The organism is Roseovarius maritimus, assembly GCF_043355895.2.
Lineage (GTDB): Bacteria > Pseudomonadota > Alphaproteobacteria > Rhodobacterales > Rhodobacteraceae > Roseovarius > Roseovarius maritimus.
This window is the reverse complement of the sequence record NZ_JBHFPF020000001.1, coordinates 242279-255721: the sequence shown is the minus strand read 5'-3', so window position 1 is coordinate 255721 and position 13443 is coordinate 242279. Positions and strand designations below refer to the sequence as shown.

Here is a 13443-nt window from a genome sequence, read left to right as displayed (position 1 = left end):
TTGGGGCGGGGGTGCGCCTGTGATCGCCCCTTCATCGCAGCGCCGCTACATCGCGCGGCTCGCTGAAGGGCAGCACGATCTGGCGGCGGCGCAGGCCTTGCGCACACGGGCTTTCGGCCTGACCCGCCCCGATGGGGATACCTTCGATGCGCAGTGCACCCATATCGTGGTCGAGGATCGGCGCGAGGGGCGGCTTGTTGCCTGCTTTCGCCTCATGGCGCTGGCGGGCGCCGACTTCACCCGCAGCTATGCCGCGCAATTCTATGACCTGACTGCGCTGGCCGACTATCCCGGCCACATTACCGAGCTTGGCCGGTTCTGCGTCGATCCTGCCGCCCATGATCCCGACATCCTGCGCGCCGCATGGGGCGAGATCACTGCCCATGTCGATGACAAGGGTGTTGCACTGCTGATCGGCTGCACCTCTTTGCGCGGCACGGACCCCGCACCCTATCGTGAGGCCTTTGCCGCGCTGGCCGCGCATCACCTTGCCCCGCCCGCATGGAGGCCGGGGCGCCGCACCGCCAATGCCGTGCCGCTGGTGGGCGAGGTCTCGGATCCTGCCGCCGCGCGTGCGATGATGCCGCCCCTGTTGCGGAGTTATCTGGGCATGGGCGGCTGGGTCAGCGACCATGCAGTGATCGACCCTGAAATGAACACGATCCACGTATTTACCGGGCTCGAGATCGCCCGCATCCCCGAGGCGCGCAAGCGCCGCCTGCGCAGCACGCTTGACGGCGGCAGCGCAGCACGGTAGCGGGCGCCATGGCAGCACGTCCCCCCCTTTTGCAACTCTCCGATATCTCCCTCACGTTCGGGGGCGATCCCGTCTTTGCCGACCTCTCGCTTGTCGTTCAGCCGGGTGACCGGGTGGCGCTGGTCGGGCGCAACGGATCAGGCAAATCCACCCTGATGAAAGTGATGGCCGGCCTCGTCGAGCCTGACGCGGGCATGCGCGTTGTCGCCCCCGCCGCCTCGGTCGGTTACATGGAGCAGGACCCCGACATGTCCGGCTTTGCCACGCTGGGCGATTTCGCCGCCAGTCAGCTGGACCCGGCCGAGCATTACCGCGTCGAAATGGCCGGTGAGGGCCTCAAATTCGATCCTGCCCGCCCGGTCGAGACCGCCTCGGGCGGGGAGCGCCGCCGCGCCGCGCTGGCCAAGCTGATGGCCGAAGCGCCCGAGCTCATGCTGCTGGACGAGCCGACGAACCATCTCGATATCGAGGCGATCGCCTGGCTGGAGAACACGCTGAAAGAGACGCGCACTGGCTATGTCCTGATCAGCCACGACCGCGCATTTCTACGTGAACTGACGCGCGCAACCCTCTGGATTGACCGGGGTATGGTGCGCCGGCAGGAAAAGGGTTTCACCCATTTCGAAGAATGGCGCGACAAGGTCTGGGAAGATGAGGATCAGCAACGCCACAAGCTGAACCGCAAGATCAAGTCCGAGGCCCGCTGGGCCGTCGAGGGCATCAGCGCCCGGCGCAAGCGCAATCAGGGCCGCGTGCGCGCCTTGCAGGATCTGCGGGCTGAGCGCAGCAGTCAGATCAAGCGTCAGGGCGCCGCGGCCATGGCGCTGGAGGCCGGGCCGAAATCCGGCAAGAAGGTGATTGAGGCAGAAGGCATATCAAAGGCTTACGGCGACAAGGTGATCCTGCGGGACTTCTCGCTTCGGGTGCTGCGGGGCGACCGGATCGCGCTGGTTGGGCCGAATGGCGTGGGCAAGACAACGCTGCTGAACATGCTTTTGGGGCAGGAGGCGCCCGATAGCGGCACCGTCAGTCTCGGGACCAACCTCATGCCAGCCGTATTCGACCAGGCGCGCGCGCAACTCGACCCCGAGATGAGCCTCTGGGACAGTTTGACTGGTGATCCTGAAATGCGCGTGTCGGGCAAGGCCGACCAGATCCTTGTGCGCGGATCGCCGCGCCATGTGATCGGCTATCTCAAGGAATTCCTCTTTGACGAGGCGCAGGCGCGCGCGCCGGTGCGCTCGCTTTCGGGGGGCGAAAAGGCCCGGCTGCTGCTGGCCAAGCTGATGGCCCGCGAATCGAACCTTCTGGTGCTGGACGAGCCGACGAACGATCTGGATATCGAGACGCTGGATCTGCTTCAGGAGCTGTTGGACGATTACGATGGCACGATCATCCTCGTCAGCCACGACCGCGATTTTCTGGACCGGATCGCCACAACCACCATCGCTATGGAGGGCAACGGCCGCGCCACTGCCTATGCGGGGGGCTGGTCCGATTACCAGGCGCAGCGCCAGCCCGAATGGGCGGCCTCGGCCAGTCCGGCGCCCAAGAGCACTTCAAAAGACAAGGGCAACGCCCCGACGCCGAAGGATAATTCTACCAAGTTGAGCTTTACCGAGAAGCACCGGTTGGCCGAATTGCCTGATGAGATCGCACGGCTTGAGGCAGAGATCGGCAAGCTTGAGGGGTTGATGGCCGACCCCGAGCTTTTTACCCGCGAGCCGGTGAAATTCCGCAAGGCGACCGAGGCGCTGACCGCGCGGCAAGAAGCGCTGGCCAAGGCCGAGGAAGAGTGGCTGACGCTGGAAGAGAAGGCCGGCTGACGCGCGGCTGACCTTCATGTGCCCGCGCGCAGGCGCGGCCCCAGAGCCGTCACCGCAACGACCGTGATCAGGATGCGCAGAATGTGATGCATCGTGACGAAAGCGGGGTTCGCGGCCATGCTGAGCGCGATCAGCCCCATCTCGGTCACGCCGCCCGGGGCGAAGCTGATCAAAAGCGTGTCGAACGCCTCGCCCAAGAGGGGCCGCAGAAGCGCTGCGATCCCCGCCGCCAATAGCAGCATACCGCCCACGGATACCATAGCCAGCGCGGCGCCTCGCAGGATCAGGCCGCGCCCGATGCCCGCAAATCGCGTGCCGAGCGCGGTGCCGATTACCACTTGCGCAACATTGACCAGCCAGGGCGGCACGTCCAGATGCACCAGCCCCGCGAGGTTCAGCGCAGCCGCGACGACGAGTGGGCCGGTCAGCTGCGGCGCGGGCAGCCGCGCGGCACGTCCCAAGGCCCAGCCAACCAAGCCGGCAAGGGCCAGCCAGGGCATGGCGCCCCACGGCACAGGGCCTTGAGCCATGCTGACGCCCGCCGCACTGCCCACCGGCGCGCCCAAGTGCAGCGACATGCCGAAGGGCAGGGCGGTGACCACGACGATGATGCGCAGGAATTGCTGAGTCATCAGCCGGGGCAGATCCGCGCCCGCCGCCTCCCCCAGTGCGATGCTCTCGTAAAGGCCGCCGGGGGCCGCAGCGAAGAAGGCGGTGGGGCGATCGAAGCCGCCAATACTGCGAAAGAGCAGGTAATTGCCAGCCAGCGACAGAAGGACAAAGGCGGTCAGCGCCCCGATGCTGAGCATGAGGCCCGGAGCGTTTCGGAAAAGATCGGGCGCGACCTGGGCGCCGATCATCAATCCGATCATCGCGATGAAACTTTCGCGCAGAGGTTGCGGAAATCGGTAGCCCGTCGGCATAAACCGCGCCGCGCGGCTGCAGGCGACAGCCCCGACGGCAATAAGAGGACCAAGCATGAAGGGTAGCGGCGTCGAAAGCGCATTGGCCACGAAGGCGGCGAGGGTGCCAAGCGCAAGAAGGGCGAGGCTGGTGGCGGCGCGTGCGGTCCGGCTCATGAGGATCGCCGTGTCATGTCCATCGCTGCATCGGATGCGCCTGCGCGTCAGTGGCGGGGATGGAGCGGGTAACGGGAATCGAACCCGTAACTAAAGCTTGGGAAGCTGCCGTGATACCTTTTCACCATACCCGCCGCACCTGATCTGGTAGCACCGGATGCGGGCGGAATTCAAGGTGAAAACGCGGGAGCTGCGGGCTGTGCGAGGGGGCGTGTCAGCCGCCCCAGCTGCGCACCGTGCCGCAATCCATATGCACGAAATTCGAGCGCGAGTAGCGGCCCACCCCGCCAGCACGGCAGGCCATGGCCGCCTTGCTCATCTGGCCGACCGAGCGCGAGCCGAGCCGCAGATCGGCGGCCTGTCCCTTGAGATGAAGCGAGTTCTTGGCGACCCCGCCAGAGCGGCTGCGCAGCATCGAGTTGGTCTTGGGACTGCGATAACCGGAAAGGAGCGTGTATGGCTCGGACGTGTCCAGCAGGTTATGCGCGGCAACCATGATATCGACGGTGCGCACATCGATGCCCTTGATGTCGTTGGTGCGCCAGTCGCGCATGAAGGCCGAGATTTCGTTTACGGCATCGCGAATATACTCACCCTCGATCCAGTAGATCGTGTCGATCTTCTCGCCCGTGCGGGGCGAGGTCATGCGCAGGCGGCGGATATCGCCGGCGCCGCGCAGAAGTCCGAAAGCGTTGCCATAAGATGGGGCCGCAACGAGTGCGGTTGCCGCGAACGCGCCCAAAAGCGCACGCCGCGACAGGCTGGTCGTTCTGGAATCGGTCATTGATTTGCCTGTCCGTCGCTTCAAATTATACCCCGCTTGGCGCGGGCGTTTCATCTTCCCCCAGATGCATTTGTAGCTATGGCATATTAAGAATCGCTAACCAAGATGAAGGTTCCCGATTTTTATTTTGGCAATGAATTTCGGCACATTTCCGCGCATTTCAAAGCATGCGTAACCCGGTTGCCATGGATTGATGCGTTTGCGTCGCACGCCTCCAAGCTTTGGCCCGATCACGGAAAAATGGGTGGACAATAGCTTGATTGCCCGGCTGATGTGGGAGTGCTGCTGTGATTAACGAGTGCCGGGGGACCACATGACCATTGCCGCGTTTTTCCAGACCACACCTGGCAGGGATTCGCGCTGGGTGCAGGGCACGCGGCGGGCGGTGCTGCCGGCAATCGCGGCGGCGATGATCCTTGCCGCGCCGCCTGCGGCGACGGCGGGCGTTACCGCGTTCAAGCAGGCCGTGGCAGAGGGAGCCGCGCGCGAGGACGGGCTGGCGGAGTATTACCGCGCCAGCGGATTCAAAGCCATCTGGACCATTCAGGGCGAGACAGGCCGCGCGCGCCGGCAGGCTCTGCTGCAGGCGATTGACGACGCCACCGCGCATGGCCTGCCCGCAAGCCGGTATGACGCACCGGGGCTTTTGGCGATGATGCGCGCGGCGCGCACTCCGCGCGATCTGGGTGCGGTCGAGGTCGCGATGTCGCGCACTTTCCTACGCCTTGCCCATGACATGCATACCGGCATCCTGACGCCGTCGCGCGTTGTCAGCGACATTGTGCGGGATGTTCCCGTGCGTAGCGACGAAGAGCTGCTGACCAGCTTTGCCACCAGCGCACCTTCCGGATTCTTTCGCAACCTGGCGCCCAAGTCGGGCGAATACGCGCGGCTTTTGCGCGAAAAGACCCGGCTTGAGGGCATGCTTGCGACCGGCGGCTGGGGCCCCGCAGTGCCTGCGACGTCCCTGGCGCCCGGCCAGTCGGGCCCCGAGGTTATCGCGCTGCGCAACCGCCTGATGCAGATGGGCTATCTGGAGCGGACCGCGACAGGCACTTATGATATCCCGATCATGCAGGCCGTGCAGCAGTTCCAGGCGGCGCACGGGCTGGTGGCCGACGGCACCGCAGGCGCTGCGACCATGGCCGAGATCAACAAGCCGATCTCCGAGCGTCTGCCCATGCTGCATGTCGCGATGGAGCGCGAGCGCTGGCTCAACAAGCCGCGCGGGCAGCGGCACATCCTGGTCAACCTTGCCGATTTCACCGCCCGCATCATGGATGACGACAGCCTGACCTTCGAGACCCGCGCCGTTATCGGCAAGAATACCTCGGGCCAGCGCAGCCCCGAGTTTTCGGACGAGATGGAATATCTCGAGATCAATCCGGTCTGGAACGTCCCGCGCTCGATCACGGTCAAGGAATATCTGCCGCAGATGCAGCGCAATCGCGGCGCGGCGGGGCATCTGAAGCTCTACAATTCGCGCGGGCAGGAGGTCAGCCGGGCCAATGTCAATTTCAATGCCTACTCGGCCCGCACATTTCCTTTTGCGCTGAAACAGCCGCCCTCGAACCGCAATGCGCTGGGGCTGGTCAAGTTCATGTTTCCGAACAAGTACAACATCTACCTGCACGACACGCCGTCCAAGAACCTCTTCAACCGCAATGTGCGCGCGTTCAGCCATGGCTGCATCCGCCTGCAGCGCCCCTTCGATTTCGCCTATGAAATCCTGTCGCGGCAGGAGGCCGACCCCAAGACCTATTTCGACCGCATACTGAGTTCGGGCCGCCAGACCCAGGTGCCGCTGGAGCAGAAGATCCCGGTGCATATCATCTATCGCACCGTCACCGTGCCGGCCAAAGGCCCGGTGCAGTATCGCGACGATATCTATGGCCGCGACGGCAAGATCTGGGACGCGCTGCAAAAGGCGGGGGTTTCACTGCCCGCTATTCAGGGATAGATATCGCACCGCCAAGCCTAGGGGTGCGCCATGTCCTACACCATTGATGAAATCGCCAAATCGCTGGGGGCCATCGCCTTTGGCGACGGATCCATTCGCGTTGGCGCTCTGGCCGAGCCTGCGGATGCCGGACCAGACGATCTGGCGCTCGCGACCAAGCCCGCCTATGCCGAAGGCCTGCCCGAGGGCCGCGCCCGCGCCGCGCTGATCTGGGACGGCGCGGATTGGCAGGCGCTGGGGCTGGAGGCAGCCATCATCGCGCCGCGCCCGCGCTTTGCGATGTCGGGTCTGACCGCGATGATGGACCTCGGCGAGGGCTGGGGCGAGGGCATCCACCCCTCGGCGATCATTGATTGCAGTGCCGAGTTGGGCGACGGCGTGCATGTCGGACCGCTCACGGTCATCGGACGTGGTGCGCGCATCGGCGCAGGCACCCGGATCGGGCCGCAGGTCACGATCGGCGCGGATGCTGTCATCGGGGAGGATGGCCTGATCCGCGAGGGCGTGCGCGTCGCTGCCCGCGTTCGGATCGGGACGCGCGTCATCATCAATCCCGGCGCAGTGATCGGCGGCGACGGGTTCAGCTTTGTCACGCCCGAGAAATCCGGCGTCGAGTCTGTGCGCGAGACGCTGGGCGATCAGGGCGGCGCGGCGGCGCAGAGCTATGTACGAATTCACAGCCTTGGCTCGGTCCGGCTGGGCGACGATGTCGAGGTGGGCGCAAATGCCGCCATCGACCGCGGCACCATCCGCGACACGGTGATCGGTGATCGCACAAAGATCGATACGTTGGTCATGGTGGCCCATAACGTGGTGGTCGGCACCGATACGCTACTATGCGGGCTGGTCGGCATCGCAGGCTCGTCCCGGATCGGCAACAACGTGGTGCTGGCCGGGCAGGTTGGCGTTGGTGATAACCTCTTTGTCGGTGATAACGTGATCGCGGGCGGCGGCACCAAGATCCTTTCGAATGTGCCGGCGGGGCGTGTCATCCTGGGCTACCCCGCGATGAAGATGGATGCGCATATTGATATGTACAAACATTTGCGGCGTCTGGGCCGACTGGTGGCCGATGTCGCCCAGCTGAAGAAATCGGTTTCCAAGGCCCAAGAGAGTGACTAAATCGGAGCCACTCGTCCAAGGAGACATGGCATGAGCATACCGGACCGCGTGATCGCCATCATCGCCGAGCAGGCCATGCTGGAGCCGTCCGACGTCACGCTGGATAGCACGCTCGAGGATCTGGGCGTCGACAGTCTGGGCCTTGTCGAGAGCATTTTTGCCATCGAGGAAGAGTTCGACATCAACGTACCTTTCAATGCGAACGAGCCGACGGCCGGGGATTTCGATATCTCGACGGTCGGCGCCATCGCGGCGGGGGTTCAGCGGCTCGTCGCAGAGCAATCGTGAAGCGGGTCGTCATCACCGGCGCGGGTACGATCAACGCGCTGGGGAAGGATGTCCCCGAAACGCTGGAGGCAATGCGTGAGGGCCGCTGCGGCATCAGCGAGCTGGAGTTCCGCGATGTCGAGCGTCTGGCCATCCGCATCGGCGGGCAGGTCAAGGGTTATGACCCCGAGGTGGATTTTACCCGCCAGCAACTGGCCCTCTATGACCGCTTTACCCAGTTCACCCTGATCGCCGCGCGCGAGGCGGTCCAGCAATCGGGCCTCGATTTCTCCGAAGAGTTGTCGCTGCGTTCGGGCGTCGTTCTGGGCAATTCGGGGGGCGGCATGACCACCCTCGACGAGAATTACCGCTCGGTCTACGAGGACGGCAAGAACCGCGTGCATCCCTTCGTCGTGCCCAAGCTGATGAACAACGCGGCGGCCAGCCATGTCTCGATGGCCTGGGGGCTGCGCGGGCCCAGCTTTACCGTCTCGACCGCCTGCGCGTCCTCCAATCACGCGATGGCGCAGGCGTTTCAGATGGTGCATGGCGGGCTGTGCCCCGTGATGCTGACCGGCGGCTCGGAATCGATGCTGTGCTTTGGCGGGGTCAAGGCGTGGGAGGGGCTGCGCGTCATGTCGCGCGACGGATGCCGACCCTTTTCAGCCAATCGCAACGGCATGGTGCAGGGCGAGGGGGCAGGGATCTTCGTCTTCGAGGAGTTCGAGCACGCCCGCGCCCGCGGTGCCGATATACTGGCCGAAGTGGTGGGCTACGCCATGTCCTCGGACGCCTCGGACATCGTCATGCCCTCCAAGGAGGGCGCGGCCCGTACCATATCGGGCGCCATGCGCGATGCGCGCGTTGATCCCGAGGAGGTCGGCTATATCAACGCGCATGGCACCGGGACGGCGGCCAATGACAAGACCGAATGCGCTGCCGTGGCCGACGTCTTTGGCCGGCACGCGGACAAGCTGATGATCTCGTCGACCAAGTCCATGCACGGCCATCTGATCGGCGGCACCGGCGCGGTCGAACTGCTTGCCTGCATCATGGCCCTGCGCGACGGCGTAATCGCACCCACAATCAACTACGACGAGCCGGACCCGGAATGCGCCCTCGATGTCGTCCCCAACGAGGCCCGCGAGGCTAAGGTCGAAGTGGCACTGAACAATGCCTTCGCATTTGGCGGGTTGAATGCGGTTTTGGCGCTGAGGCGCGCCGGGTAGAGGCGTTGGTTGGTCTGCCTGGTGGGCTCGACTGTGATCGACGATGCGTGGCAGGTATCGATATCCGCTGGGCGGGACGAAGGGTGATTTCGGTGCGGATGCGCTAATGGCAGCTATCGGCGCGATTGGCTAGCTAACATCAACTTTGGCGGGACCTGACGATGCGATTATGCGCTTGAGCAGCGGCGCGAGCGGCTTGAAAACCATCCTGCCAATCAACGTAAGGACCGGCCTCGAATTCCGCATCATCGAACTGGCGTATTTATCGGCTTCCTTTTCCTGGTCAGCCACCCGTCCACCCTCGATGTGACCGGATACGTGATGCCCGACTTCATGGTAGAACGTGAATTCCGCATTCAGACGACACCACCAAAGCTTGATACCTTTCGGGGTGCTGGCGGGCCATGTCAGGATGATGCAGGAGAAGAACAAATTGTATCTTCCCAGATAATCGAGGTCCGGGCGGCGGGCGATAACATTGATGCGGGCCACGTTATCGAGCGAAAGCCTCTTCGTCTTACTCCAGCGTTCGATATTTCCGATCACCACAGAGCGGTCAGCTATGCCGGGGGCAACAAATACCGGGATTTGGTCGCCAACATAGGTTGCCGGGTATTCATGAACGCGGCGCGAAAGAAGATCCAATGTTCTTTCGTGCATGGAGTGTAGGTTGCTGTTTCGCAGCCTGCGGATTTCCTGTTCAAAAGCAGACGCGTCCAACTCATCGAGGATGGATAGCAACACCCCGAAATATTTGGCCAAAGGTCCGCGCGGGTTCTCTGACCATGCAGATGACGCCAGTTTCTCTTGAACCTGGAGGGTTGCCTCTGCGCCGCCTTGCAACAGCTCGCGCCATGCATCGCGAACGGTTTCAACATGATCTGTCGAAATACCTCTCAACAATCGTTCAATAGCGGGGCGGGTTTTTTCCGTCATCTGAAAATAGTACTGGGCAAAAAGGGCTATAATTTGACACTTGAGCGCCCTTTATTGACGATACGCGACCTTAGACAAGAGTAGTCATAGCAGGTAGCTGCCATTCGCCCCCACTGCAGCATTCAACACTACGGGCTCAAAGCGGGCATCTGAGCCACCGGTTCCTGGTCCTGTGTTGGAAATGTCAGGGACAAGTTCAAAGGTCAAAACGCAAACCGCCAAGACTGCGTTCACTTCAAGAAAAAAAGGATCAGAGACCCTTGGCCTGCGCCTTGGCAGGAGCGCGGGCAAGCATGGCGTGGCCGGTGCGGGGACCCTCATCCTTGTCCTCCTTCTCGGTCATCAGCATGATCGCGACGCCGCATTGGACACCGGCATAGACGATCCCGTTGAGGACCCAGAAAACGAGGACGGCCATGAGGCCGATGTCGGATGTGCTGACCAGATGCCACAGGTTCGCGACGTTCAGCCACAGCAGCGTTGCCGTGAACGCGCCAGCGATGATGAAGCCGATCACGCAGTGGGTAATGTAGAAACGGACGATAGTGGGCATGACGTCCTCCCTTTTGCTATCATTTATGATAGACTTTCGCCGCGCGTATTCAAGCGGAAGAAATGGCATCGGCGGACCCGGGCCGCTGGGCCGCAGCGCTCAATAGCAAAGGGGCGCGCCTTCCGGCACGCCCCTCAAAATACCATATATCGTCAACGCTTACTCGGTGAACTCACCGACAGCCTCGTAGCCCGCGGTGAAGCCTGCGAGAGACACATCGATGCGCACTTTCTGGTCGGGCGCCTGCGCGGGGACCAGCGTGATCTGCGCGGTCGCGCCGCGCTTGAACGTGTCGACATCCTCTTGCGTCAGGCCCATCTGCGCAACGCAGCCTGCCTCGGTGCAAACGCGGTAGGGATAGCTCTTGGCGGTGCCGCCATCGACCGACAATTTCAGCTCTTCGGTCAGCAGCGTGACCAGCGGGACGATCGCGGTTGCGCCGGCAACGGCTGGGGCCTGGCCCTCAATGCGAAAGACGCTGAATTCTGCAACGGGGTTGCCCCCCGCTTCGCGCAGCAACTGGTAGAGCTGGCAAGGATCTTCGCCCTCATCGTTGCGGAAGCAGCGCAGGCTCCAGTCGCCAAACTTCTCTTTGACATAGACGGCGGGCTGCTCGTCCGCGACCTGCGTGCCGGTCGAAAAGGCATTGTCGGTGCCGTTTTCAGCGCCTTCTTCCGATGCCGCAGCATCGGCCTCTGCAGGCGCGTCGGCTGCTGTGCCGGTCTCGGTGGCTGTATCCGCCGCCGCGTCGGTGGAGGTCTCTGCCGCGCTTTCGGCTGCAGGCTCTTCGGTGGTGGTGTCTTGCGCAAACGCTGCACCGGCAAGGCCGAGGGCCGCTGCGAAAGACAGGATGGAAATCGACTTGGGCATGATGTCCCCTTCATTCATTGAAGTTTCTCGGCGCATCTAACATGACGTGGGCGCGCTGTCAGGGGCAAAATGTCGGCCAAAGAGGACGACGGGGCGGATTTCCGCGCGGGTCATGTGGCGAGGCGTCCCTTCGGGCCTTGTTGTGGCCGTAGAAAAAGGGGCCGCATGGCCCCTTTCCCCGAATTCTCCCCGCCGAACTTGGCCGACTTAATCATTGAGCGTGACGCTACGATACAAGAGAATCGCCGTCAACAGTCAAAATGAGCCTTCGTCACGCGTTCAGAGCATGCCGTAGGGCGTTGAAAAAAAGGGCCGCACCCGGGGGCGCGGCCAGTCTGACAGGGAGGAAACCACTCCGGCACCCAGAGGACATGTGCGCCGGAATGAAAATGATACTGGCACCGAAAGGTTAAGATTGTATGGTCTCGCGGCACGCTGCAACGCGGCGGTCTATGAAGGACGGAAATATGAGTGACGGAATCTTTATCGGTGGCGGCGGGCCGGACTATGGCGAGGCGCAGATGCTGGGCCTGAAATACGCCAACCGTCATGGTCTGATCGCAGGCGCGACGGGCACCGGCAAGACCGTCACACTCCAGATCCTGGCCGAAGGATTTTCCGCCGCGGGCGTTCCGGTCTTCCTCTCGGACGTCAAGGGCGACCTCTCGGGCCTTGCCCAGGCCGGAAGCGCCGATTTCAAACTGCATGAGGCCTTTACCAGCCGGGCCCAGACGATTGGCCTGACGGATTACGCCTATTCCGCCTTTCCGGTCACCTTCTGGGACCTTTTTGGCCGGCAGGGTCATCCCGTGCGCACCACACTGGCCGAGATGGGCCCGCTTCTGCTGAGCCGCCTGATGGAGTTGAGCGAGGCGCAGGAGGGCATCATGAACATCGCCTTCCGCGTCGCGGACGAAGAGGGGATGCCGCTGCTCGATCTCAAGGATCTGCAGGCGCTGCTGGTCTGGGTCGGCGAGAACCGCGAGGCGCTGTCGCTGCGCTATGGCAATGTCTCGACGCAGTCCGTGGGCGCGATCCAGCGCCAGCTCATGGTGCTGGAGAACCAGGGCGGCGCGCAGCTCTTTGGTGAGCCTGCGTTGGAGTTGGCCGACCTCATGCATGTCGGCGCTGATGGGCGTGGGCAGATCAACATCCTTGCCGCCGACAAGTTGATGGGCGCCCCGCGCCTTTATGCCACCTTCCTGCTCTGGTTGCTTTCCGAGCTCTTTGAAACGCTGCCCGAGGTGGGCGATCCGGACAAGCCCAAGCTGGTTTTCTTCTTTGACGAGGCGCATCTGCTCTTTGATGACGCGCCCAAGGCGCTGGTTGACAAGGTCGAGCAGGTGGCGCGCCTCATCCGCTCCAAGGGCGTCGGCGTCTATTTCATCACGCAAAATCCTGATGACGTGCCCGAGGATATCCTGGGTCAGCTGGGCAACCGGTTCCAGCACGCGCTGCGGGCTTTCACCGCGCGTGACCGCAAGGCGCTGAGCCGCGCCGCCGAGACGTACCGCCCGAACGAGCGGTTCTCGACGGTCGATGCCATCCGCGACGTGGGCGTGGGCGAGGCGGTGACCTCGATGCTGCAGAAGAAGGGCGTGCCCGGCATCGTCGAGCGTACGCTGATCCGCCCCCCGTCCTCGCGGCTGGGGCCGATTGACGAAAGCGCCCGCGCGGCTGCGCTGAAAGCCTCTCCCGTCGCGGGCAAATATGAGGCCAGCATCGACCGCAAATCCGCTTACGAGATCCTCAAATCGCGCGCCGATCAGGCGGCCGCCGAGGCGGCACGCGCCGAAGAGGCCGCCGAAGAGCAGTCGGTGGCCGAGCGCGAATTCAACGCGGGCCGTCGCTATTCCGGAAAACGGGTGGAGCGCTCGACCGCGCAGCGGCGCGCGGACAGTACCGCTGGCAGCTTTGGCGAGGCGATCACCGGTGCGGTTCTGAAAGAGTTGAAAGGCACCACGGGCCGCCGCATCGTGCGGGGTATTCTGGGCGGGCTTTTCAAGGGCCGCTGAGGCCCATCTTGCATGAAACACTGGCATAAAGACTTGATTGGCGTT

12 protein-coding genes and 1 tRNA gene are annotated in these 13443 nt (G+C 63.3%); 7 read left to right on the top strand and 6 right to left on the bottom strand.

The features are described from left to right. Positions 1-19: 19 nt before the first annotated feature. Positions 20-757 (top strand): GNAT family N-acetyltransferase, encoded by a 738-nt coding sequence (locus ACEWPM_RS01225; RefSeq protein ID WP_393960663.1) that lies wholly within the window; start codon positions 20-22, stop codon positions 755-757. 8 nt (positions 758-765) lie between these two features. Then, a complete protein-coding gene (locus ACEWPM_RS01220; RefSeq protein ID WP_393960662.1) occupies positions 766-2583 on the top strand; it encodes an ABC-F family ATP-binding cassette domain-containing protein in 1818 nt (605 codons plus the stop codon). Between the two features lie 14 nt (positions 2584-2597). Here ACEWPM_RS01220 and ACEWPM_RS01215 read toward each other — a convergent pair whose 3' ends face one another. The 3 genes from ACEWPM_RS01215 to mepK form a co-directional block, all read right to left on the bottom strand. After that, positions 2598-3662, bottom strand: coding sequence for an AbrB family transcriptional regulator (locus tag ACEWPM_RS01215; protein ID WP_393960661.1), 1065 nt, complete (start codon positions 3660-3662; stop codon positions 2598-2600). A 60-nt stretch (positions 3663-3722) separates the two neighbouring features. After that, positions 3723-3796 (bottom strand) — tRNA-Gly (locus ACEWPM_RS01210). An 80-nt stretch (positions 3797-3876) separates the two neighbouring features. Continuing rightward, positions 3877-4446 (bottom strand): peptidoglycan L,D-endopeptidase MepK, encoded by a 570-nt coding sequence (gene mepK, locus ACEWPM_RS01205; protein WP_393960660.1) that lies wholly within the window; start codon positions 4444-4446, stop codon positions 3877-3879. A 313-nt stretch (positions 4447-4759) separates the two neighbouring features. Between mepK and ACEWPM_RS01200 the strand changes: the two genes are divergently transcribed. The 4 genes from ACEWPM_RS01200 to ACEWPM_RS01185 are packed head-to-tail and all read left to right on the top strand — an operon-like array spanning position 4760 to position 9024. Next, complete coding sequence (locus ACEWPM_RS01200; protein ID WP_476454002.1) at positions 4760-6406, top strand: L,D-transpeptidase family protein; 1647 nt, start codon at positions 4760-4762, stop codon at positions 6404-6406. A 30-nt stretch (positions 6407-6436) separates the two neighbouring features. Then, a complete protein-coding gene (gene lpxD, locus ACEWPM_RS01195) occupies positions 6437-7528 on the top strand; it encodes a UDP-3-O-(3-hydroxymyristoyl)glucosamine N-acyltransferase (protein WP_393960659.1) in 1092 nt (363 codons plus the stop codon). Positions 7529-7558: 30 nt separating this feature from the next. Next, positions 7559-7816 carry an acyl carrier protein gene (locus tag ACEWPM_RS01190; protein WP_393960658.1) on the top strand — a complete coding sequence of 86 codons (258 nt, stop codon included), beginning with the start codon at positions 7559-7561 and terminating at the stop codon, positions 7814-7816. Next, a complete protein-coding gene (locus tag ACEWPM_RS01185; RefSeq protein WP_393960657.1) occupies positions 7813-9024 on the top strand; it encodes a beta-ketoacyl-[acyl-carrier-protein] synthase family protein in 1212 nt (403 codons plus the stop codon). Before ACEWPM_RS01190 ends, ACEWPM_RS01185 begins: the two co-directional genes overlap by 4 nt. Before the next feature lie 129 nt (positions 9025-9153). Here the strand turns inward: ACEWPM_RS01185 and ACEWPM_RS01180 are convergent, their stop codons facing one another. From ACEWPM_RS01180 to ACEWPM_RS01170, 3 genes are all read right to left on the bottom strand, one after another. After that, complete coding sequence (locus tag ACEWPM_RS01180; RefSeq protein WP_393960656.1) at positions 9154-9960, bottom strand: hypothetical protein; 807 nt, start codon at positions 9958-9960, stop codon at positions 9154-9156. 250 nt (positions 9961-10210) lie between these two features. Next, entirely contained in the window at positions 10211-10513 is a 303-nt protein-coding gene (locus ACEWPM_RS01175) for a hypothetical protein (RefSeq protein WP_393960655.1), read from the bottom strand. A gap of 159 nt (positions 10514-10672) precedes the next feature. Next, positions 10673-11383 carry an invasion associated locus B family protein gene (locus tag ACEWPM_RS01170; protein WP_393960654.1) on the bottom strand — a complete coding sequence of 237 codons (711 nt, stop codon included), beginning with the start codon at positions 11381-11383 and terminating at the stop codon, positions 10673-10675. 467 nt (positions 11384-11850) lie between these two features. Between ACEWPM_RS01170 and ACEWPM_RS01165 the strand changes: the two genes are divergently transcribed. After that, positions 11851-13398, top strand: coding sequence for a helicase HerA-like domain-containing protein (locus tag ACEWPM_RS01165; RefSeq protein ID WP_393960653.1), 1548 nt, complete (start codon positions 11851-11853; stop codon positions 13396-13398). Positions 13399-13443: the final 45 nt, after the last annotated feature.

Coding starts and splice junctions, on each gene's coding strand:
- ACEWPM_RS01220 (WP_393960662.1), top strand. CDS start 766: ATGGCAGCACGTCCCCCCCTTTTGCAACTCTCCGATATCTCCCTCACG.
- ACEWPM_RS01215 (WP_393960661.1), bottom strand. CDS start 3,662: ATGAGCCGGACCGCACGCGCCGCCACCAGCCTCGCCCTTCTTGCGCTT.
- mepK (WP_393960660.1), bottom strand. CDS start 4,446: ATGACCGATTCCAGAACGACCAGCCTGTCGCGGCGTGCGCTTTTGGGC.
- ACEWPM_RS01200 (WP_476454002.1), top strand. CDS start 4,760: ATGACCATTGCCGCGTTTTTCCAGACCACACCTGGCAGGGATTCGCGC.
- lpxD (WP_393960659.1), top strand. CDS start 6,437: ATGTCCTACACCATTGATGAAATCGCCAAATCGCTGGGGGCCATCGCC.
- ACEWPM_RS01190 (WP_393960658.1), top strand. CDS start 7,559: ATGAGCATACCGGACCGCGTGATCGCCATCATCGCCGAGCAGGCCATG.
- ACEWPM_RS01180 (WP_393960656.1), bottom strand. CDS start 9,960: ATGACGGAAAAAACCCGCCCCGCTATTGAACGATTGTTGAGAGGTATT.
- ACEWPM_RS01175 (WP_393960655.1), bottom strand. CDS start 10,513: ATGCCCACTATCGTCCGTTTCTACATTACCCACTGCGTGATCGGCTTC.
- ACEWPM_RS01170 (WP_393960654.1), bottom strand. CDS start 11,383: ATGCCCAAGTCGATTTCCATCCTGTCTTTCGCAGCGGCCCTCGGCCTT.
- ACEWPM_RS01165 (WP_393960653.1), top strand. CDS start 11,851: ATGAGTGACGGAATCTTTATCGGTGGCGGCGGGCCGGACTATGGCGAG.